We start from the raw sequence: 22,603 nt of genomic DNA on the forward strand, positions 1-22,603 counted from the left end.
CACGCTGACGACAGCGGCCAATCGGTCGCTCGACATTTTCAATGTCCCATCGACAAATGCGAGCTCCGGAATAGCGCCGAGATGAATCTTATGGCGAAGCCGATGAGCCCGGAGCCGCCATAGAACCCGCTCCTGTTGAGTTGAACAAAGACAAAGGCCGGCTTGTCGGAAGGGTTCGTCATTTCGCACAGGAAGAACCCCTCGCGGGCGCGGATCGATTCGAAGAGAACCCGGGCGGCGCGGAAAAAATCGACGATCCGGTCTTTCGGCGCGCGCGGCGCGACATCATCGTCGGCGCAGGCACGGGACATGTCGACATGTTCGCGATCGGCGACATTCACAACGCCGTCCTGGGGATGACATTTGCTCGTCGGCCGCAGCGTGGAGGCGACATTGGCCGTCGCCGCGATGACATTGCCAAGAGCGAAGTCCCGACTCTCGCCCGGCGCCAATCGCTCGCACCAGACCCTTGTCCGTCCAGCGAGGCACAGTATCGCCGACGCGCCGAATTCACGGCGGAAGGGCGCGACATACACGTAAAGCGCCCGCGCCCAGCTCATGACTGAGGCGTCGCACGGAGCCGACTGGATAACCACATTGGCGGACGAACAGAGATAGGCTGGCTGAAGGAACAGCAGCGGCGGCGCGCCGTCTCTGGCGAGCTCGGCCAGATCGATTTTCTCGACGACATTGCCCTCGCCCGCGGTCAGCAGGATGTCCCGCTGTTCGCCTTGCGTCGTAATTCGGTTGAGCAGAACATCGCCGCCACCGCAAAACATATGAAGGAAGATACTCAATTCGCGCATCAGCCGCGATTGTCGCGGCGGCGGATGCGGATTTTGACGCGCAAGCGTTTTCATTCCAGGCCATCGGCAAACGGATCGGCCCGGCCGGTCGAAGATCGAGGCGTTCGGCGCGAGCGTGACGACAAGGCCCTCGCGCCCGTCCAACAGACGGAAATCGCTTTCGCCCTCCAGCAGGATGGGGCGCGTCGGATTGAAGAATGGATTGCGCATGAGCGAGCGCAAGCCGGCGTCGAAGAAAAATGTCGGAGACATATACATGCGCACGCGTCCTCACAGTTCGCGACCCGTGGGCCATCGCTTCGCGATGTCCCAAGTCGAGGGAGGAACTCCCAAGGAGGGCTACCAGCAAGGGCATTCTCGCTGCGATGCAGTACAAATATTGCTGCAATGCACAATTTACAACCGCGCTTATCGATAGACAGCGAAACAGGACATGAGCGCCCAGCCACCGGAACTGTGAAATTTTTTTTTTAGGGGGAGCTCTGCATGGCATTCGCATGCCTTCAGCGGCGCCGGACGAGCCCGACGCAGATGCTCCCGAAAGGCGGCCTGTTAGGCGGCCTTGCGGTTGATTCGCCCTTCGGCGAGCGCGGAAAGTTTTTGTGGGAATTCTTTTCTTCGGCGAGCGTCTCCGACAGAAGCTGCGCGCAGTCCTCGCGGCCAAGCTCTTCCCCCCAGGCGATCAGCGTGCCGGAGCGTGTGATCTCATAATGTTAGACCGCCTGAGCGCTCGCGATCAATGCCGCGTCCAGCACTTCATTGTCGGCGGTTTCGCTGGAGATTTCGTCAGCTTCTTCGATGATGCCGTCGATCGCCGGGCAATTGACGCCCTTCGGCGCGACGCCCTGCATTTGGAATACTTTCTCGAGCCGGTGCACCTGGTTTTCGTCTCGTCAAGGTGCTGCTCGAACGCATCCCTCAGGCGCGGCTCGGAGGCCTTCTGAACCATGTCGGGCAGCGCTTTCAGTATCTGGTTTTCAGCTAGGTGTATAGTCCCGAAGCTGGATCGGATTCTTATTGAAGACGGCGGGTTCGGCTTTCCAGATTTTGCAGACATATTCATGAGGCGTCAGGCCTCGCAGGGTCTTCAGCCGTTTCGCAAAATTATAGGCGGCCATGAAGGCTGCGAGATGCTCACGCAACTGGTTGTGGCTGTCGTAGTGATAACGTTTGACTGTCGCCTCTTTGAGGGTTCGGTTCATTCGTTCAACTTGACCATTCGTCCAGGGATGATTGGGCTTGGTCAGGCGATGCTCGATGCCGTTTTGGCGGCAGCGCAGGGAGAACATGTGCGTCGCAATTGGGCCGTTGGGCCGTTGCGGTTCTTGGGCAGATAGGCGAACTGAATGCCATTGTCGGTCAGGACGGTGTGGATTTTGTAGGGGATCGCCTCGAGAGTGCTTCGAGAAAAGCTGTCGCCGTTAGACGATTGGCTTCGTGTTCGAGCTTGGCGAAAGCGATCTTCGAGGTGCGGTCGATCGCCACAAAAAGATAGAGCTTTCCCTCTTCGGTTCGCACCTCGGCGATGTCGATGTGAAAAAGCCGCGGATAGGCCTTGAACTTTTTCTTGTTCGGCTTGTCGCCTTCGATCTCCGGCAATCGGCTGATCCCATGCCTTTGCAGGCAGTGATGCAATGACGAACGCGTCAGATGCGCGATCGTCGCCTGCAAGGCGTAAAGGCAATCATCGAGGGGGAGCAGCGTGTGCCTGCGGAAAGCGACAATGATCGCCTCCTCTTCGAGGGTGAGCACGGTCGACGACGGCGCCTTCGGCCCCATCGGAGCGTCGGCGGTAATGGTCCGACGCTTCCATTTGGCGACTGTCTTCGGATTGATCCCGTAACGGCCGGCCAGCGCCCTTATGCTCTCTTGACTATGCTGTATCGCTCGACGCACCGCCTCTGTCGTGCGGGCGCTCCCGTGAAGTATCTGACCCATAATCCATCCCGATCGACGGCATCCGAATCTGCGCCATCATACTGCGGGACCAAACACCTAGAGATTGCGCGCCTATCGTCAACGGTCGCGGCGGACGCATCCAACATAATGGATTCTGCCTCACTTCATATTGCAGGGATCACTACAGGGAGGAAGCGCGCACGGAGAAGTTCTGGCCCCGCTTGACCTGGACCGTTGCTCCAAACCTTCGTGATCGCACTTCTCACGGCGGCGCGAGCGAAACGTTGCATGCGGGTCCGATTTCTGGGCTTCTTCAGCCGGGCACATCATCCCGAGAGCTCGCGCTCGATCGCGCGCACAAGCCGCTGAATCCGATTAATTTCGACGAGTAGTTCTAGCGAAAGCGCCTTATCGCCCGCCGCAATTTTCTTGCGAAATGGGAAGTTGTGCGCGACCGCACGGATTTCGTCGAAGATCGCGTCGATCTCATCGTGTGTCTCTCGCAACGTTGCTCGATGGGGATCGGTCCAATGTCTGACATCAGCTTGATCTGGCATATCTGCACGCTCCTGTCGTGCGCGCAAACCGAGACGCTGCTACATCGTCTCCGCGAGCGATCTGCACCCTCCCGCCGGTTGGAGTCGAATCCTCTCACTCCCGAGCGACGCGGTTGCGCGCAATCAAATGCGCGCGGCGGAGCGGTTTTCGCGCAGTTTCAGGAATACCGCTCGGCCACGACCTCTGCTTCAATGTGGCCGTCAAACGCTAGCGACGCTGACTTTCCCGCGGCGGAGTCGCTTCCTTGCCGCTCTGTGTGCCCTTTTTACCTTCGACGCCTGGCTCACCAGCCGACATTCCGCTCGGCGTCGCGACGTCCTTTTTTTGGGTGTGCGGGATACTGGGATTTTCCTTTTGCACCGCCCCAGAGGGCTTGACGGGCTTGCCGGTGGTCGGCCCTGATGTCTCTCCCTGATATTGCGCAAACGCAGCCGGCACCGAAGCGGCGATGCCGAGGCTTACGATGATGGCGAGAAGTTTTTCCATAGCGAGCTCCTGACGCAACGCTGTGTAGCGCGTGAGCCCTCTCTGGGCCGGATTGAGGTGTCCAATTGGGGCGAATGCCCGCATTGGCAAGCTATGCTGGCCTGCCAAAAAAATGCCCCACCGTTACATGCATGGTCGGGGCGTCCTCGTGCGCCCATCCCGAACGAAAAAACCGCCGTCGCCGGCCGGATTGGAAATCTGGACAAAAGAACAGCGCGATCCGGATGACGCCGGCGCATTCCATCATAGGCCCGTCGAGCAACGCGGACCCTTTCGGCGCTGCGTCACGCCGCCATGCGCTCGACCTGTCGCTACCGATCTCGCGATACGTTCGGATTACTTGCCGCGAAAGGGTCTTGGCCGATTGCGCGCGGCGCGGCGGCTTCACGCGGTTTGGCGACCTCTTCCTTATAGCCCGGCTGCCCGACGACCTGAGGCGGCTTCCAGTTGCTTGACGAAGTTTACTCGCCGGCGACGGCGTAACTGGTCGCGGTCAGGGCCGTTGCCGAAGCGAGAGCGACAACGGCGAAAATCTTATGAGCCATTGTTTCCTCTTCTTGATCTGAAGAATTTTCCACCGCCATTTCCCAAAACGCGGCAGCCGCGTGGTCCGCGCGCAATCAATGCGATGTCTTTGATGCGCCGGCGTGGCACGGCAAATAGGCCGCACAGCCATCGAAGCAAGCGCAGCCTTAGTCCCGCCACCACACACCAAGGTTGCCGGACTGCTCGCCCGCGCCATCTATCCACAATCTGCGCCGGCCAACCCCGCCATGGCGCGGCTAGGGCGGCGAGATTGATCGATAGCAGGTCTCGTCGCCCGACCTAGACGACAGGCTCATTCAATTCATGCGCCCAGTCATCAAGAGTCGGTGGATTATCTGGCCTCCTTCGTTTGCTTGAGGAATGGTGCACTGGAGGCATTTTATGAACCGTAGAATATTTGCGCTATCCCTCGGTCTGGGTGGCGGGGCCGCGCTTCTGGCGCCGCCCTTGGCCTTCGCTGATGGTCACCTGGCCGAGGCGATCAGCCACACCAAGAAAGCGCTCGACCACGGCAACAAGGACATGCGGATGTGTTGGTGACGCACGCCGAAGCTGCGCTCAAAAATGCTGAAGCCGCCGAAAAGGAGACGAGCCATCCGCACATTAAGGAAGGAATAACGCAGTTGAAGGCATCGATTGTCGAAGGCAAGAAAGAGAACGCCACCACCGCAATCGGGCACGCCATAGAGGCTCTCCGGCATCTTGAAGCGGCGCAGCAATAGCCAAGCACGCAAAAAATGCCCCGCCGCGATGTCCACGGTCGGGGCGTTCTGGCGAGGGCGCAGGAGCAGAACATCGCTTGGCGGCCATCCGCGCAGGTGTCGTGCGCTTGAAAAGACCGCTTTGCAAGGTCGAGACCGATTGTCAATGACACACGAAAATTCCCCGAAAGTGGCGCCGTAAAATTCCCCAGTTGGCGGGCATGGCGATCAGCCGATGTCTTGATCGGCTCCTCCGTTTTTTGGCGGCCGTCCACGGCGCCGGAGGGTCGGCGGGATCGGCGCGGGCTGGATGCTCGCTTTCATGCGAACATGTTCGGGCAGCAGATCGGCGTGCTCGCGGAGCCGATAGCTGGAGCCTTCGATCTGGAAGACAACGGCGTGATGCAGGAGGCGATCAAGGAGCGCCGTGGCGACCACGGGATCGCCGAATATCTCGACCCATTCCGCGAAGCCGCGGTTCGAGGTGAGGATCATGGCGCCCTTTTCGTAGCGGGCGTTGACGAGCTGGAAGAACAGATTGCCGCCGCCCGGCGTAACGGGCAGATAGCCGTCTCATCGACGATCAGCAGCGAGAAGCGGCAGAAGTAGCGGATTTTCTCGCGCAACGCCCCTTCGCGTTCGGCCCTGGCTATCTCGGCGAGAGAGGCGAAGTAGACGCTGCGGCCGGCTTTCACGGCTTCGACGCCGAGCGCGAGGCTGAGATGGGTTTTGCCCGTGCCGGGCGGTCCAATGAGATGGACGGCTTCGGCGCGGTCGATGAACTGCAATTCGGCCAGCGCCATGACCCGACTCTTGTCGAGAGAGGGCTGGAAGGCAAAGTCGAAGCCGGCGAGCGTCTTGACGGCGGACAGGCGCGCCATCTGAAGCGCCATCCGGACGCGGCGGTTCTCGCGCAGCGTCAGTTCCTCAGTGAGCAGAATGTCGAGCGCGTCGAGCGCCGTTGTCTCGCCACGCTCGATGCCGCGCAGGGTGACGTCGAGGATCTCGAGGGCGCGCGGCATTCTCAGGCCGACGAGATTGCGTTTGACGCGGTCGATGATGGCGGAGGGCGTCGCGTTCATTGCGAGCCTCCCTGCATCGCCAGCCGGCGACCCACAGCGTCGTAGAAGGCCAGCGGACGCCTTGCGGCCTGATCGCCGGCGCGCAGCACAAGGGGCGGCGACGTGTCTGCTGGTCGACGGCGCGGCGTCGCCGACGGGGCTTTACGATGCGCCGGATCGAGGCGTTTCTCGCCGCGGCCCTCGAGCGGCGCGTGGACGGCGATCAACACCCCGTCTTCGAAGATGCGGATGGCGTCGGCGAAGACATGGACGTCGAGGACGCGCCGGCGGGTGGTGTCCGGCACGCTGTAGAGATTGCCGCCGACGCTGACCATGCCTTCATGCGAGGCGCGCCGCTCGAGCCTCAGTACGGCCTGATAGGGCGTGAGCGGCAATGACTTGAGCGTTGTTCTCTCTTCGGCGAATGCCTCGTTGACGACACGCTTGGTCGTGGCGTGGACCCTCGGATTGGCGATTGTGTCGAGCCAGGTCCGGAGTTGGAGGTTCAGATCATCGAGATTGCAGAAGGCGCCGCCCAGGAAAAAATCTTCCCGGATGTAGCGGAAGGGCCGCTCGACCTTGCCCTTCGTTTTGGCGCGGTAGGGTTTGCAGGCGCGCGGCTGAAAGCTGTAATGGCGCGCCAGATCGAGCAGCGCACGATTGTAGACAATGAGGCCATCCGGGTCTTCGCCGATGACGGCGGTCTTCATGCGATCATAAAGGATCTCGCCCGGGACGCCGCCGAGTGCCTCAAAGGCGGCCATGTAGCAGCGCAGGACGCTCTGCATATCCTGGTGCAGGACGAAGCGCGCCCAGATGAAGCGGGAATGGCCCAAGACCATGGAGAAGAGCCAGACAATCCGCTTGACGCCGGGCTCATCGAGGAACTCGACATCGAAGCGGGCGAAGTCGACCTGCGCCTGTTCGCCAGCCGGCGTCTCAAAGCGCACCTCGACGCCGTTTCTGCGTGGCGGCCGAAGTTCGCGCAAACGATGCCGCACGACGCTGTAGCAGCCAGTAAAGCCGCGGTCTTTCAGTTCGCGCCATAACCGGCGGCCCGTCAGGGCGGGATAGGCCGCAAGGCGTTCACGCAAGTAAGGCTCATAGGCTGCAACAATGCTCGGCGAGGGCGATCGCTTTTTTGTAGGCCGGAGGCTCGAGCCCTTTGGCGATGTAAGCGCGGACGGTCTTTCGGTCGATGCCAAGCTGGCGGGCGATCGCAGATATCGAGACACCATGACCATGTAATTCCAAAATCATAACGAGTGCCCCGAGTTTGATTACCGCGCCCTCCCTCCCGCCAAGGGGAGCAGCATCGGTCAGTCGGCGCGCCACCCGACCTTCCAGGGCATGCCTTGGAAGATCGGGCGTCACGAAAACTGGGGAATTTTCAAATGCCACAAGTGGAGAGAATTACACCGCCATCGACAACCGATGACGCTTCTGCATGTAATGGATCAGTTTTCGTCAACTGGCTCTGAACAATCTCTCGTCGTCAGGATCATGATCAGCTATCCGTGAAAGGGCGCCACACCATGCCAAGATCCAAAGCCAGCAGGTCAATCTTAACAAGCGTGATCCACCGTTTCGTTCCCAGCATCATCCACGACCTTGCCAGGCCTTCGTCCCGGCGACGGGACGAAGAAGCGGCCGTTTTCGAGCCGCCTCAAACTCCACGCATCCCTATGCGGCCGGAACAGCGTTCCTCCAACGGAAATGATCAAGCGGAGCGCGGGAATTGTACCATTCCGCCGGATTCCGGATTCGCGGCTCGGTGCAGGTTCTCGTGATCCATTTCCGCTGCGAAAGGACGAAGGCGCTTGATCCCGAAAGGACTGTAGGTGAAGAGCCCTGTAAGCCTTGTCGGCCGCTAAGCGCGAATTTCGGAAGGAAGCCGGGACGATGCCCCAGGGCGCCTTCGTCGAACTTTGCGATTTTCGTCAGTCGAGGGGCAAATGCCCAACCGTATGGCGCTCGAAGGAGATTTCGATCTGGCCTCCTTCAAAAGCATTGCATTTCAAATCGAGGGGCCGCCGAAATCCGCTCGTTTCGAGGTTTCCCCAGAAGCTAAATGCGCGGAATGGTTCGATGCAGCCTTCTTCGCTATCCTGTAAGCGCCTCCGCCAATGCTGATGCGAGGTCCTCTGGTTCTATCGGCTTGGTCAGCACCTTAATATCCCTGAACTCTTGCTTGATAGCTCCGGAGCTGTAACCGGTGACGAAGATGATTGGTTTGTTGTGATTTCTTATTTCGGCAGCCAGATCATAAACGAGTTCACCGTCTAAATTTACGTCAAGGACCGCTGCATCGAGCCCCTCGGACAGAGCCTCCCGCGCTTCCTCCGTCTTACCGAAAGGACCTATCGCGCGGGCGCCGAGTTCTTCGATCATGCGGCATGTCATCATGGCCACTATGGATTCATCTTCCAACACGAGGATTCTGCGTCCGTAAATAAGTTGCTTGTTGATGTGGGGATGGTGTCGCTGCCCTTCGGAAGATCTACAATTGCATTCAGGCGTTAGGAAGTGCTCTCTCGGAATGCGGATTACGCAAATCAGACCATTCACTGTCCACTCGCGTTCAATTTCGCCTCTTAGCTGACCTGCAATGCCTGCGTCGATGACTTTGGAACCGAATCCCGTACGATTCGGCGGGTTGACAGGTTCGCCACCTTCCTCACGCCACTTCAATTCCAAGTGTTCTTCGTTTAGGCGCCATTCAACGCAAAGGCAACCTTTAGGATCTTTCAGCGCGCCATATTTCGCTGCATTCGTCGCCAACTCATGAATCGCAAGCGCCAGACTCTGCGCTATAGATGGCGCTATCGAAACCGCCTCTCCTGCAATCTTGATACTGCTTTGAGCGTAGGGAGCAAGTTCTTCCTTCACGAGGCTAAGCAAACTGGCGCCTCTCCAGCGGCTCTCCGAGAGCAAATTGTGCGCCGTGGCCATGGCGTGAATGCGGCCTCTTATCGCGTCAGCGAAATAGAGGCTATCGTCGTCCGGCGTTAACGTCACTATTGATTGAATTACCGCAAGCGCATTGCGCGCACGATGATCTACTTCGTGCGCCAACAATTCTTGACGCGCAACTGCCGCTTCGAGCTCCGCCGTGCGCTCCGCCACTCGCTGTTCAAGCTCGCAGTTGATGCGGGCCAACGCTCGTGTTTTGATATAGAGATCAACAAAGACCCGAACCTTTGCGCGCAAGATATTTGGCACTACAGGCACAGAGACATAATCCACACCCCCGAGCTCATAACCTCTCAGGCTATCCATCTCTGTGACATTTATTGCGGAGACGAATAGGATAGCAATATCGGCGAAACGAGGGTGGTCTCTGATCATTTGCGCAAGCTCGAAACCATCGAGATCCGGCATGCAGACGTCAATCAAGATAACGGCCACTTGATGGTCGAGAAGAAGCCTAAGCGCCTCTGTCGCCGAATTTGCCTTCAGCAAATTGTGGCCCAGCTCATGCAGGATCAGTTCATAGCTCAGCAGCTTCGCCGGCTGATCATCGACGAGGAGAATATTGATCTCACTTGCATCAGGAGAACTAAGAGTGTCCTTCATCGGCGAACCACAAGCGTAGCGCAGACAAGAGCTGCTCTGTGTTTACGGGCTTGGCTAGATAATCCGACGCACCAGCTTCGAGACATCTCTCCCGATCCTCGTTCATAGCCTTTGCGGTCAGCGCGATGATTGGAATGCGGTTGAATCGGGGATTTGCGCGCAAAGCTTTGATCGTTTGGTAGCCGTCCATGCCAGGCATCATGATATCCATAAGCACGAGCGAGATCGAGCCATCTTTTTCGAGGAGGTTGATCGCATCACCACCATTGTCAGCTGTAAGGACACTAATCCCGCGGCGCTCGAGTAAGCTCGACAGTGCGAAAAGGTTCCGAGCGTCGTCATCGACGAGCAAAATTGTCCGGCCGGACAGGTCTTCATCCGACCGATGGAGTCGCTCCAGCATCTGTTGCTTTTCGGCAGGCAGATCGGCAATCACCCGATGCAAGAAGAGCGCAGTTTCGTCCAGAAGGCGCTCGGGAGACTCAACATCCTTGACCACTATGCTTTGCGCCATCGTATGAAGTCGCGCGTCTTCCTCAGCCGACAGCTTTTTGCCAGTGAAGATCACGCAAGGTACGGTTGCGCTCACGTCTTTTCCATTAAGGGACTGAAGCACGTCAAAACCAGACATGTCGGGAAGGCCTAGGTCGAGCACAACACAGTCCCAGTTCTGTCTGCTTAACGCCTGCAAGGCTTCTTGCCCTGACTGAGCCACGACGATCTCCACGTCATCATCTTCAAGCAGGGCGCGAATCGCTGATTGTTCGGCTACGCTGTCCTCGACCAAGAGAAGCCGTCGTCGGCGTGGCTTCGAAAAATCGACAATACGTTCGATAGCCGAACTTATCTCGCTTGCTGTAGCTGGCTTCGAAATAAAGCTATAGGCCCCGCGCGCCAACCCTTGCCTACGGTCGCTATCTATCGTCAGCATCTGCACCGGAATGTGACGCAATGCAGGGTCCTGTTTGAGTCGTGAGAGCACTGTCCAACCGGACAGATCGGGCAGATAGACGTCAAGTGAAATCGCCGTAGGTCTGAAGGCCCGCGCCAAAGTTACTGCCTCGACGCCCGTTGCGGCCATTATGACCTTGAGGCCCTTGTCACGCGCAAGGTCGGCGAGAATACGTCGATAATCGGGGTCGTCTTCTATAATGAGCAAGACGCCGTCGTCTTCGGTGATATTTTCGCGATCATCCTTTTGTGGCGCGATGCTGAAGCTGCTCCCAAACGTCGCTGGTGGCGTTTGCGTCAACGGGGATCGATTGCTTGATCGCGACGCGCCCGCACCACTATAGACAATCGGCAGATAAAGCGTGAATGTTGAGCCTTCTCCCGGGGTTGACCGCAAGTGAATTTCACCCCCCAAAAGAGTAGCAAGCTCCCGGCTAATAGCGAGACCAAGGCCGGTGCCGCCAAATCGACGGCTGGTTGAAGCGTCAGCCTGTTGGAACGCCTCGAAGATGATGGGCTGCTTCTCTTGAGGTATGCCGATGCCCGTGTCGCGTACGCTGAACGCCACGACACGCTGCGCTTGCGCGAGCGAAGGGTGTTGCGCGCTCCAGCCTTCTGTCGCTGCTCGCACATCGAACCAAACGCCGCCCGACTGAGTGAACTTGAAGGCGTTTGACAAAAGGTTTTTCAGAATTTGCTGAAGCCGCTTGGAATCGGTAACGATACTGCGGCCAACGTTGGCGCTCACGTTGACTTCGAATGATAAGCCGCGATTCTCCGCCTCATGCCGGAACGGCCGCGCAACGCGGTCAACGAGACTCTTGAAGTCGAGCTCTTCAGCTTCGACCGTGACCGTGCCAGATTCGATTTTTGATAGGTCTAAAATGTCGGAAATCAGGTTCAAAAGGTCAGTGCCTGCGCCATGAATCGTTCGGGCGAATTCTACCTGCCTCTCGGTCAGATTTCCCTGGGGGTTCTCACTGAGCTGCTGGCCGAGAATAAGAATCGAATTTAGCGGCGTGCGTAGCTCGTGGCTCATATTCGCAAGGAATTCCGATTTATATCTTGAGGTGAGCGCCAGCTCGGCCGCTTTTTCTTCGAGGGCGCGGCGCGCTTGCTCCAGCTCTTCATTCTTCCGCTCGACCTCGACGTTTCGCTCGGCGACCTGCTGAGCTTTGAGCTCAAGCTGCTCGTTCGTTTTTTGTAATTCGCTCTGCTGAGACTGAAGTTCAGCGGCGAGTTGCTGCGATTGCCCTAACAGCGCTTCCGTCTGCATCGTCGCTTCAATCGAGTTGAGAACGATGCCTATCGACGCCGTGAGCTGCTCCAGGAACATTGTTTGCAGCTCGCTGAACTCGCCGACGGTGGCGAGTTCAATCACCGCCTTGACCTGTCCTTCGAACAACACAGGGAATACAACAATATTGCGGGGCGCTGAGCTGAACAACGCCGACCGTATGTGGGCCACATCGGCAGGCAGGTCATTGATCAGGATTCGTCGCTTGTCAGTAGCGCATTGGCCTACGAGTCCTTCTCCAACACTCAGGCGGAGCTGGTGGCTCCTTTCTCCATCATCGGCATAGGCGGAGAGAAGACCAAGGCTCGGTGGGTCATCGCCCGCGAGCATCTGATAAATGACGCCCTGCTGCGCGCCGACGAGCGGCGCAAGCTCAGAGAGCAGCAAACGGCCCACCAAGCTCAGATCGCGCTGCCCTTGCAGCATGGCCGTAAACTTGGCAAGGTTGGTTTTTAACCAATCTTGTTCAGTATTGCGATCCGTTGTGAGCCTGAGATTGTCGATCATTGTATTGATGTTGTCTTTAAGCTCCGCGACCTCTCCGCGCGCATCGACTTGGATTAGTCGCGTAAGATCGCCTTTCGTCACCGCGGTCGCGACGTCAGCGATTGATCTCACCTGCGTCGTGAGGTTCGCCGCCAGCAGATTCACGTTACCGGTCAGGTCCTTCCATGTGCCGGCGGCTCCAGGCACATTGGCTTGGCCGCCAAGGCGCCCCTCGACGCCCACCTCGCGCGCCACTGTCGTCACCTGATCGGCGAAAGTCGCGAGAGTTCGCGTCATATTGTTGATGGTGTCCGCCAGCGCAGCGACTTCACCTTTGGACTTCACGGTAAGACTTTGAGTAAGATCTCCCTCAGCGACTGCCGTCACGACCTTGACGATTCCGCGTACCTGTTCGGTCAGGTTTGCGGCCATGACGTTCACCGTGTCGGTCAGGTCTTTCCATGTGCCTGCGACGCCGGGCACCTGAGCCTGGCCGCCCAGCTTGCCTTCAGTGCCGACCTCGCGTGCAACGCGCGTTACTTCGGACGCGAAGGCGTTTAACTGGTCGACCATCGTGTTGATGGTTTCCTTGAGCTGCAGAATCTCACCTTTCACGTCAACGGTGATTTTCCGGCTCAAGTCTCCGCGAGCCACTGCTGTGGTCACTTCGGCGATATTGCGGACCTGCGTCGTCAGATTGGCGGCCAATAAGTTCACGTTTTCTGTCAGGTCCTTCCACGTGCCTCCAACGCCAGGCACGACAGCCTGGCCGCCGAGACGTCCGTCCGTGCCGACCTCACGCGCAACTCGCGTGACTTCGCCCGCAAAGGCGTTCAACTGATCCACCATCGTGTTCAGCGTCTCCTTGAGCAAAAGGATTTCGCCGCGCACGTCGACCGTGATTTTTTTCGAAAGATCGCCATCGGCGATCGCCGTCGCCACCTCGGCGATGTTTCGCACCTGCGCCGTCAAATTGCCGGCCATGAAGTTCACATTATCGGTCAGGTCTTTCCATGTGCCTGCGACGCCGGGCACCTGAGCCTGGCCGCCCAGCTTGCCTTCAGTGCCGACCTCACGAGCAACGCGCGTCACTTCGGACGCGAAGGCGTTCAATTGGTCGACCATCGTGTTAATCGTTTCCTTGAGCTGCAGAATCTCCCCTTTCACGTCCACGGTGATTTTCCGGCTCAAATCTCCACGGGCGACGGCGGTAGTCACTTCAGCGATGTTTCGGACTTGCGCGGTAAGATTCCCCGCCATCGAATTGACAGAGTCTGTTAAATCCTTCCACGTGCCCGCGACGCCGAGCACCTGCGCCTGACCTCCCAAACGCCCTTCCGTGCCGACCTCGCGCGCGACGCGCGTGACTTCGGATGCAAAAGCATTGAGCTGGTCGACCATCGTGTTGATGGTTTCCTTGAGCTGCAGTATCTCTCCAGAGACGTTTACGGTTATCTTCTTCGATAGGTCCCCGTTGGCGATAGCGGTTGACACTTCGGCGATGTTCCGAACCTGCGCCGTTAGGTTGGACGCCATGAAGTTGACGTTGTCAGTGAGATCCTTCCACGTACCGCCGACGCCGGCGACGACCGCTTGGCCTCCAAGCTTTCCTTCGGTGCCCACCTCTCGCGCAACTCGTGTCACTTCGGAAGCGAACGAGTTCAGCTGGTCCACCATCGTATTGATGGTTTGCTTGAGTTCGAGAATTTCTCCTTTCACATCTACGGTGATTTTTCGCGACAGATCGCCCCGCGCGACAGCGGTCGTCACTTGGGCAATGTTGCGCACCTGATCCGTTAGATTGCCACACATTGCATTCACTGAATCGGTGAGGTCTTTCCATGTGCCCGCGACGCCGGGCACGATCGCCTGACCTCCCAGTTTGCCGTCGCTGCCGACTTCGCGCGCCACACGCGTGACTTCTGAGGCAAATGAGCGAAGCTGATCCACCATCGTGTTGATGGCTTCTTTAAGCTGCAGGATCTCGCCGCGCACATCGACCGTGATCTTCTTCGAAAGATCGCCATTGGCCACGGCGATTGTTACGTCTGCGATGTTTCGCACCTGGCTCGTGAGGTTGTCGGCCATAAAATTCACAGATTCTGTAAGTTCTTTCCATACGCCCGTGACCTCGCGGACCTGCGCCTGTCCTCCGAGTTTTCCTTCTGTTCCAACTTCGCGCGCCACGCGCGTCACTTCTGAAGTGAATTCGCGAAGCTGGCGGATCATGGTATTGACGATCTTTGCTGAACGCAGGAACTCGCCCATGAGAGGGCGGCCCTCAAGCTCTAGTTGTACCGACTGCAGGAGATCTCCCTGTGCCACAGCGCCGATCACGCGGGTCATTTCGTTCGTCGGCCAAAGGAGATCGTCAATCAAAGCGTTGACCGACGCCTCCATCCCCGCCCAAGCCCCTGCGCGATTCGCGAACTTCACCCTCTGACGCGTCCTGCCCTCTCGTCCAACGGCTTGACGGACCCGTTCCAGTTCGCCTGCTATCCTGCAGTTGGCGCCAGCTATCTCATTGAGATTGTCGGCAATCTTTCCGATTACTCCGGCCCAATGGCCCGGCAAGCGAGTGGTGAAGTCGCCCTCCTTCAAGGATTGCAATGCCTGAAGGATTTCTTGGAGTTGATCGTCTGATAAGTTGTTCCTACTGTTCTGTCCACGCCTTGGGACGCGGCGAGCTCGAATAGTCGCTGTTTTCGTCATTCACCTTCTCTCTTTCACACAAAGAAAGATGCCATTTGAGATCTGTTGGGAAACACCTGATTCTCACGAAAAAATCAGTCATTCAATTGGTATTGAATCGGGGCGTGAGCGGCAGCGCAAGATTCCACGTCGACAATGGTCGGAAGCCGCGGCCTCGGACAGGTGAATCGCGGGAGCTGAAAAGACGACGTGGGCGCATCGATGATAACGAATGGCAATGGGGGTGCTCCTTGAGCTTAGCAAAAACATTTTCGAATTTGCGCCAAGGGCTACAGAACGCCTCATCCTAGCCGACCCGCCAGAGGCTAGTCTTGCTCCGACGATACGCTATAGATAGATAGGCGGCAAAGACTACGGATCGAGCATGAATGCAAAGCAGCAGCTGAGTCGACTCGCCTCGAGCGGTGTGCCTGGCCTGGATGCAGTCGTTTTTGGGGGCTTCAGGCGGAAACACATCTATCTCATCGAGGGGATGCCTGGCTCTGGCAAAACAACCTTGGCGCTTCAGTTCCTGCTCGAGGGCGCACAGCAAGGCGAGCGGTGTCTCTACGTCACTCTTTCGGAAACAGAGCGCGAGCTCAGAAATACTGCGCGCAGCCACGGTTGGTCTCTTGACGGCGTGACAATTTTTGAAGTGATGCCGCTCGAGGCCGATTCGGAGCAGCAGCAGAGCATGATTTACCCATCGGAGGTGGAGCTCGACCAAACTGTAGGCGTTATCATCCAAAAGGTGCGGGAGCTGAGCCCGGATCGGTTGGTCATTGATGCGCTGACCGAACTGCGTCTCCTTGCTCAAGACGCGCTCAGCTATCGGCGCCAGGTCCTAGCTCTCCGGCGCTTCTTCGCTCAATCGCGAAGCACCGTACTGGCCCTCGACGACTTGACCGACCTGAAGCCCGGCCTGCAATTGCACAGCATCGTCCATGGCGTTTTTAATCTCGAGCAACGCCGGCTTGAATACGGCGCGGTTCGTCGGCGCCTGTCTGTCATAAAGCTGCGCGGCGCCAATTACCGCAGCGGCTATCATGATTTTGTAATTCGCACAGGCGGGATCAGTGTTTTTCCGAGCCTCATCGCCGCCGATCATGAAACCATATTCTCGCCAGGAACCTTCACCAGCCAGATTACGGAGCTCGACGCTCTGCTCGGCGGAGGGCTTCGACGCGGGACAAGCACGCTGCTGATTGGACCCTCCGGCGTTGGCAAATCTTCGATGGCGCTGCAGTTTGCGGTCGCGGCGACCAGCGAGCGAGAACGCGTCGGTATCTTCGCCTTTGACGAGGCGTACCGCACCGCTTGCGCGCGCGCGCGGGGGCTTGGCATCGACCTGGAGGGCGCACGGGAATCGGGCCGCCTTATCTGGACAAGATGCAGCCCGACGACGATTTCTCCCGGCGAATTCGTCGAAGAAGTCCAACGGCAGGTGAATGCCGGCATCGGCATGGTGGTGATCGATAGTCTTAACAGCTACATGGTCTCGATGCCCGAAGAGCAGAGCTTGCTGCTGCACATGCACGAGCTCCTCGCCTATCTTGGCAACAAGGGAATCGTCACCATTCTTTTACTGGCGCAGCACGGACTGGTCGGCAGCACGGAAGCACCCCTCGATCTCAGCTTCCTGGCCGACACGATTGTGCTGTTGCGGTACTTCGAGGCTGAAGGCGAGGTGCGCAAGGCGGTGTCGGTCTTGAAAAGCCGTAGCGGACTCCATGAATCCGCCATTCGTGAATATCACATGAGATCGAAGCAGGGGGTTGGCGTAGGCCCGCCGATACGGGAGTTCCAGGGCGTACTCACGGGCGTGCCAACATTCATAGGTTCCCCTGACAGCTTGTCCCGCACGCCATGACGCCTCATGAGCATTATCCGCCGTATTGATCCACGAGAGGAGCGCGTTCTAATACTGGCGCCTTCGCATCAAGATGGGCCAACCCTCGCGGCCGTCCTCGCCAAAGCCGGGCTGTCGACGAAGATCTGCGCCACTATGCGGGGGCTCTGTGACGACCTCTCCGTTGGCGCAGGCGCAGCCGTCGTCGCGGAAGAGAGTCTATATGATCCTCTTGAGGCCGCATGCCTTCCCGCCTTTCTGAAACGACAGCCGCCCTGGTCCGAGCCGCCGATCGTAGTGGCGATGGCGCCTCACAAAGGCTACGGGCGCGGCCGCAACGCTCTCCCTGAATATGGCAATCTGGTGCTGTTGGAGCGGCCCTTCTCCTCCGCCGCGCTCGTCAGCGCGTTGCGCTCCGCGCTACAGGCTAGGCGCCGCCAGTATCAAATCCGGGATCACCTTCTAGAGCATGAGCGTAATGAAGCGCGACTACGCGCGAAGGAGCACGAACTTCGCAAACTCAATGAGTCACTCGAGCAGCGGGTGCGCGAACGAACAGCGGAACTCGAGGAAGCCAACCGTCAGTTGGTGGCGGAGATCAAGCAGCGCCAGGAAGCCGAGCAATCGTTGCGGCACGCCCAGAAGTTGGAGGCGATCGGTCAGCTCACCGGCGGTGTGGCGCATGACTTCAACAATCTCCTGATGGTCGTCTCCGGCGGCCTCAACCTCTTGGAGCGTACCGACGATCCCGCGCGGCGGGGACGGATTCTGACAGGCATGCGTGAAGCCGCGGCCAGGGGCGAAGCGCTCACGCGCCAGCTTCTGGCCTTTTCACGCCGCACGGCATTAACTCCGGAGCCGACCGACCTGTCGGCGTTGTTGGAAGGCATGCGCATCCTGATCGCAGGCGCATTGCGAGGAGACATCGTTATCAATATCAGGATCGCCTCCGACCTCTGGCCCGTTTTGACGGATCCGACACAGCTAAATCTCGTTATCCTCAACCTTGCCGTGAATGCGCGCGACGCCATGCCGAAGGGCGGGACGCTGACGATAACGGCGACGAACGCGACGCTGGAGGGATCGAATCATTACGCGCTTTCGGGCGAGTTCGTTCGCATCGAGGTTTCCGATACGGGGATCGGTATCCCGGCCCAAATTCTCGATCGGGTTTTCGATCCCTTCTTCACGACCAAGGAAGTAGGCAAGGGCACAGGTCTGGGATTGAGCCACGTCTATGGCTTCGCCAAACAATCGGGCGGGCATGTCGAGATCAGCAGCCGTGAAGGCGAGGGGACCAGCGTCATCCTTTATCTGCCCCGCGGCGAGGCTGTCGCCCAAATCACCTCTCGGGCCCGGCTGATGCGCAGCGACTGGAAAGGTGGGGATCGCCAGCGTCGGGTATTGTTGGTTGAGGACAACGACGCAGTTGCCTCGTTGGTTGAGGAGATGCTCCAGGGATTAGGCTTCGCGCCGCATCGGGTGTCAAACGCCATGGAAGCGCTCGCCACGCTTGAGAACGGGCTAAGCTTTGACCTTGTCTTTTCGGACATCGTGATGCCGGGCGGGATGAACGGTATCGAATTGGCGCGCGCCATCAAGCGGAGCGCGCCCGATATGCCGGTGATCCTAGCGACGGGCTACAGCGCCGCGCTCCGTGATGCTAACGGAGTGGAAGGTTTGAGGATTTTACGCAAACCCTATGACATGGATGCGCTCGACACCGTTCTTCGGGACGCATGGGCTGGGCGACGGAACTCAAAGCCCGCGCCAATGAGCTGATCGCGACCTGGACTTTGCTCCCGGCGTTCAGAACATCGAGATTCGAGTAGCGCGCGGTTGTAAGCGACGAGGCCGTCCGGAGCCTCGCCGATCACGGCAGTCTTCCATGCGATCGTAGAGGTTCTTCCGGAGCGCTGCCGAGATCGCTTTCCAAAACGAGAGGCTCGCCCATGCCGTGTTGATGCGCGTCGCCGCCGAGACGACCGTGACGCTCGCCGATAGTCCCAGGCGTCTCGGCGCCGGCAGCAGCTCGGCATCGGGCGCGTCGAGCTAGGCGGCTCTCGCGGCTTCCTAGCATTTAGGCCAATGCCGGTTACGGCGGGAGCTGTAGGCGATGCGTCTGGCGCTGCAATCGTCGCATTGCGCGACATGGCCCCCAAGCGCCACCGTTCGGCACGCCGCGATCGCGCCCATGATGCGGCGTTCGCCGCGGCCAAGACGCCCGGCGTTATCGCGAAGATAGGCGTCGCCATGACGGCGGATGATGTCGGCGAGTTCGATCGCCGTCCTTTCCACGCCCGGGTCACTCGAGCGGCGTCACCTCTAGGGAAAGGCGGTTCAGCGTGCTGTTCGTCCCGCTGATCAGATGCGTCGAGACCTGCGTGTAGCCGCGCCGTCGTCGACAGATGCTCATGGCCGAGCAGCACCTGGATGATGCGAATGTCGACCCCGCTCGAAGCTGTGCGGCAGGACGTGAACGCTCACCCTCTTGTCGATGCGGGCCGCGGCGCGCGCCGAACGGCGGCCGGCGTGCAGCACGGTCTGATCTATCGGCTTATCCTTGTCGCGACGGGGAAACAAAAAGCTCTCCGGCCAAGCGAGATGCCAATAGCTGCGCAGGACGCCAAGCAATTGCTCGGACAATATGACGTAGCGCTCCTTGCCGCCCAGCGCTTCGCGCGTTCGCACCAACGCCATCGATGACACGAGGCGCGCCTCAAAACCGGCTTCGGTCGGCCGCCAAGCTAAAGGTCGATGATAGTTGCCCGTCGTCTCAAAGGCGCAGATCACAGGGCGATTATAGCCAGCCAGCGTCGCAATGAACCGATCATGCTCGATCCGATTGTTCAGCACCGTCAATCGCCGCCGGCGTCGATGATTGGCCGCCTCAATGAGGACTTCGTTGCGCACCTTGGCGACATCGATCGCTATCAGCACGGCGTCGTTCGGGATAGGTTGCATGTTGGTCATGGCCGGTCGCTCCGGAATGAGGATTCGAACACCGTCACTCTAGAGACGCATCGCCCGGCCAGGCCGCCTCGAGCGGCGCGCGCTTGAAGCTTTGTGACGAACTGCTAAACGGCGAGATCTTCTACTCGCTCAAGGAAGCGTGGATCATCATCGATGAAGTAGCCCCTTAATTGGCCGGACACTGCCCACCCTTAAGATAAGGGTTAGGAGTAATGCCGTGTCTATGACTGGTTCTTATCCGAAGGCAGAGATTCTGACGGGTCCGGAGCGCCGGCGGCGCTGGACCGTAGCCGAGAAGCTGTCGATGGTCGCCGAGACGCGCGAGCCTGGCGTTACGGTCAGCTGGAGTGCACCCCGTTTTGACCGGACATCGGGCATAGCCGATAAGGCGTAGGCGTAAGCCTATGAATACGACTATGACCAATGCCCCCGAGACGCCCGTTTCGCGCGTCGAAGTCATCACCTCTGTTCAGCGCCGTCGGCGTTGGAGCGCGGCCGAGAAGGTTCGCCTTGTCGAAGAAGCGTCGCAGCCCGGCATGAGCGTCTCCTGTGTCGCGCGTCGAGCCGGAATCGCCCCGTCTCAGCTCTTTGCCTGGAAGCGCCGCATGGCCGAGGGCGGTCAGGCTGCCGTCGCGGCGGACGAGGATGTGGTCGGCGCCTCGCAGGTCCGCGATCTCGAGAAGAAGGTCCGTGAACTGGAGCGCCTGCTCGGCAAGAAGACGATGGAGGTCGAGATCCTCCGGGAGGCTCTCGACACGGCGCGCGCAAAAAAACCGATCTTGCCGCTCGTGTCGTGGAAGCCGGACGCTTCCCGATGAGCGCCGTCGCCGAAACGCTGGGCGTCGCCCGCTCCAATCTCGCCGCGCGCAAGAAGGGCATGACCAAGCCCCGAGGCCGCTACCACAAGGCCGGGGACGTCGAAATCGCCCCGCTCATCCGCGCCATCGTCGACGAGCGCCCGACCTATGGCTATCGCCGCATCTGCGCGCTGGCGAACCGAAAGTTGCGGGCCGAGGGCAAGCCGCCCGTGAACGCCAAGCGTGTGCTGCGGATCATGCAGAACAACGGCCTGACACTCGAACGACATACCGCGCGCTGGCCGGGCCGCACCCATGACGGCGTCGTCATCGCGCTGCGCTCGAATTGCCGCTGGTGTTCGGATCATCTCGAAATCCGCGCTCGCAACGGCGAGGTCGTGCGCGTGCTGTTCGTCATCGACGCCTGCGATCGCGAGATCATCGCCTGGTCGGCGGTCGCCAATGGCGGGGTCTCGGGCGAGATGGTGCGCGATCTGATGATCGCCGCCGTCGAGCGCCGCTTTGGCGCCTTGAAAGTCCCGCACCGGGTCGAGTGGCTCTCCGACAATGGCAGCGCCTACATCGCCGCCGACACCGCGGATACGGCCCGTGCGCTTGGCCTGACGCTGCTGTTCACGCCCGTGCGCAGCCCCGAAAGCAACGGCATGTCGGAAAGCTTTGTGAAGACGCTCAAACGCGATTACGCGAGGCTTGCCGTCTTGTCAGACGTCGAAACGATCCTTGCCAAACTGCCCGGCTGGATCGAGGATTATTGCGAGGTTCACCCGCACTCAGGCCTGAAGTTCCGATCCCCTCGGGAGTTCATCCGCCTCAGTGCTTAAGCAGCCCCGCCCGATGTCCGGGCAAACGGGGTGCACTCCACGGACGTGGCCCCTATTATCAGCGGCCGTCGGATGTAAGGATCGCCCTGCTTCGTAATGCCGTGCAGTCGCTCTTTGCCGCCACTGGAATGCTGTCGCGGCACGAGACCGAGCCACGCGGAAAGTTGACGTCCGGACGCAAACAATCCTGGGTCGGTTACAGTTGCGGCAATCACGCTCGCGATGATTGGGCCGATGCCCGGTATCGTTTCCAGGCGTCGACTCACGGGGTTTGCCCGATGCCAGGTCTGAATGCGTTTCTCGATTTCGGTCACACGAACCCGAGCCGCTCGAATCTGTCCAGCTAGCAGCGGCAGGCCGTCTCGAGCGATCTCGGGCACGCCGCTGACGTCGTCGGTTTCGATCCGCAAAATCAGCGCATCCAAGCCCGCCTCGCCGAGTTTCTCGATGATGCCGAATTCCGCCAGGTGCGCTCGAAGCGCGTTCGCCACCATAGTCCATTGTCGAATGAGGAGATCACGGGTCCTATGCAGCACCAGCACGCCCTGTCGCTCCGCACTTTTCAGCGGCACGAAACGCATCGAAGGGCGAGAAACGGCCTCGCAGATCGCCTCGGCGTCGGCGGCGTCGCTTTTCTGCCGCTTTACGAACGGCTTCACATAAGACGGCGGAATCAGGCGGACGGCGTGGCCGAGCCGTTCGAGCTCCCGCGCCCAGTAATGAGACGTCGCACAGGCCTCCATCCCGATCAGAGCAGCAGGCAACTTAACGAAAAATCTGATCACCTCGGACCGACGCAATTTGCGGCGAACAACGACACTTCCATCGGCGTCGACACCGTGAACCTGAAAAACATGCTTTGCGAGGTTAATCCCGATCGTCGTAACCTGCATGGCGAATGGCTCCTCTCGATGGCCGCTCAGAAAACGACCACACGTTGGCACATCCGTGCCGGGGAGCGGGGGCCGTCCACCACATCAGGTCATCTGTAACAACCCCAACATTCCATTTCGTGGCCTGACCCCAGCTTCCCACTCCCCTCATCGGAGAAGCCAGACTCGCTTCAACCCGCGATCGTGAGCGG

At 59.3% G+C, this 22,603-nt stretch carries 12 protein-coding genes and 6 pseudogenes; 6 read left to right on the top strand and 12 right to left on the bottom strand.

The genetic code is table 11. The features are described from left to right. Positions 1–38 precede the first annotated feature (38 nt). The 5 genes and pseudogenes from AC0X69_RS22385 to AC0X69_RS22405 all read right to left on the bottom strand — a co-directional run bounded on the left by AC0X69_RS22385 (position 39) and on the right by AC0X69_RS22405 (position 3,749). Positions 39–1,064 carry a hypothetical protein gene (locus tag AC0X69_RS22385; RefSeq protein WP_482613888.1) on the bottom strand — a complete coding sequence of 342 codons (1,026 nt, stop codon included), beginning with the start codon at positions 1,062–1,064 and terminating at the stop codon, positions 39–41. A gap of 294 nt (positions 1,065–1,358) precedes the next feature. Then, a pseudogene (locus AC0X69_RS22390) lies at positions 1,359–1,824 on the bottom strand (YciE/YciF ferroxidase family protein). Further along, positions 1,784–2,744, bottom strand: a pseudogene (locus AC0X69_RS22395) (IS481 family transposase). Before AC0X69_RS22395 ends, AC0X69_RS22390 begins: the two co-directional pseudogenes overlap by 41 nt. 287 nt (positions 2,745–3,031) lie before the next feature. After that, positions 3,032–3,211, bottom strand: coding sequence for a hypothetical protein (locus AC0X69_RS22400; RefSeq protein ID WP_482613889.1), 180 nt, complete (start codon positions 3,209–3,211; stop codon positions 3,032–3,034). A 259-nt stretch (positions 3,212–3,470) separates the two neighbouring features. Next, complete coding sequence (locus AC0X69_RS22405) at positions 3,471–3,749, bottom strand: hypothetical protein (protein ID WP_482613890.1); 279 nt, start codon at positions 3,747–3,749, stop codon at positions 3,471–3,473. Between the two features lie 927 nt (positions 3,750–4,676). Between AC0X69_RS22405 and AC0X69_RS22410 the strand changes: the two genes are divergently transcribed. Together AC0X69_RS22410 and smbP are read left to right on the top strand one after the other, a co-directional pair. Continuing rightward, positions 4,677–4,835 (top strand): hypothetical protein, encoded by a 159-nt coding sequence (locus AC0X69_RS22410; protein ID WP_482613891.1) that lies wholly within the window; start codon positions 4,677–4,679, stop codon positions 4,833–4,835. Then, positions 4,832–5,017, top strand: coding sequence for a small metal-binding protein SmbP (gene smbP, locus AC0X69_RS22415; RefSeq protein ID WP_482613892.1), 186 nt, complete (start codon positions 4,832–4,834; stop codon positions 5,015–5,017). Before AC0X69_RS22410 ends, smbP begins: the two co-directional genes overlap by 4 nt. Positions 5,018–5,224: 207 nt before the next feature. On the opposite strand, the pseudogene istB reads toward smbP, so the two are convergent. Both istB and istA read right to left on the bottom strand, forming a co-directional pair. Then, positions 5,225–6,078, bottom strand: a pseudogene (gene istB / locus AC0X69_RS22420) (IS21-like element helper ATPase IstB). Beyond that, positions 6,075–7,301, bottom strand: a complete 1,227-nt coding sequence (gene istA / locus AC0X69_RS22425) for an IS21 family transposase (protein WP_482613893.1) — start codon at positions 7,299–7,301, stop codon at positions 6,075–6,077. Before istA ends, istB begins: the two are co-directional and overlap by 4 nt. A gap of 711 nt (positions 7,302–8,012) precedes the next feature. On the opposite strand from istA, the gene AC0X69_RS22430 reads away from it, so the two are divergent. Further along, positions 8,013–8,171 carry a hypothetical protein gene (locus AC0X69_RS22430; RefSeq protein ID WP_482613894.1) on the top strand — a complete coding sequence of 53 codons (159 nt, stop codon included), beginning with the start codon at positions 8,013–8,015 and terminating at the stop codon, positions 8,169–8,171. Here the strand turns inward: AC0X69_RS22430 and AC0X69_RS22435 are convergent. Together AC0X69_RS22435 and AC0X69_RS22440 are read right to left on the bottom strand one after the other, a co-directional pair. Next, positions 8,161–9,633, bottom strand: a complete 1,473-nt coding sequence (locus tag AC0X69_RS22435; RefSeq protein ID WP_482613895.1) for a response regulator — start codon at positions 9,631–9,633, stop codon at positions 8,161–8,163. The genes AC0X69_RS22430 and AC0X69_RS22435 overlap by 11 nt on opposite strands. Further along, positions 9,617–15,079, bottom strand: coding sequence for a HAMP domain-containing protein (locus tag AC0X69_RS22440; protein WP_482613897.1), 5,463 nt, complete (start codon positions 15,077–15,079; stop codon positions 9,617–9,619). Before AC0X69_RS22440 ends, AC0X69_RS22435 begins: the two co-directional genes overlap by 17 nt. A gap of 364 nt (positions 15,080–15,443) precedes the next feature. Here AC0X69_RS22440 and AC0X69_RS22445 point away from each other — a divergent pair, with 364 nt between their 5' ends. Next, the gene (locus tag AC0X69_RS22445) at positions 15,444–16,928 is read left to right on the top strand and encodes an ATPase domain-containing protein (protein WP_482613899.1); all 1,485 of its coding nucleotides are present in this window, start codon (positions 15,444–15,446) and stop codon (positions 16,926–16,928) included. Between the two features lie 6 nt (positions 16,929–16,934). Continuing rightward, entirely contained in the window at positions 16,935–18,689 is a 1,755-nt protein-coding gene (locus AC0X69_RS22450) for an ATP-binding protein (protein WP_482613900.1), read from the top strand. A 294-nt stretch (positions 18,690–18,983) separates the two neighbouring features. On the opposite strand, the pseudogene AC0X69_RS22455 reads toward AC0X69_RS22450, so the two are convergent. Together AC0X69_RS22455 and AC0X69_RS22460 are read right to left on the bottom strand one after the other, a co-directional pair. Next, positions 18,984–19,205 (bottom strand): annotated as a pseudogene (locus AC0X69_RS22455) (transposase zinc-binding domain-containing protein); the annotation flags it as partial. 372 nt (positions 19,206–19,577) lie between these two features. After that, positions 19,578–19,880, bottom strand: a pseudogene (locus AC0X69_RS22460) (IS110 family transposase); the annotation flags it as partial. Positions 19,881–20,296: 416 nt separating this feature from the next. On the opposite strand from AC0X69_RS22460, the gene AC0X69_RS22465 reads away from it, so the two are divergent. Further along, positions 20,297–21,519, top strand: a protein-coding gene (locus tag AC0X69_RS22465; RefSeq protein WP_482613902.1) for an IS3 family transposase whose coding sequence is annotated in 2 segments (ribosomal slippage) — positions 20,297–20,645 and positions 20,645–21,519 — 1,224 coding nt in all. Because the reading frame shifts where the segments join, the coding sequence is not laid out codon by codon here. Between the two features lie 38 nt (positions 21,520–21,557). On the opposite strand, the pseudogene AC0X69_RS22470 reads toward AC0X69_RS22465, so the two are convergent. Continuing rightward, a pseudogene (locus AC0X69_RS22470) lies at positions 21,558–22,412 on the bottom strand (IS110 family RNA-guided transposase); the annotation flags it as partial. Positions 22,413–22,603 lie beyond the last annotated feature (191 nt).

Source organism: Methylocystis sp. Uni0008 (genome assembly GCF_056838045.1).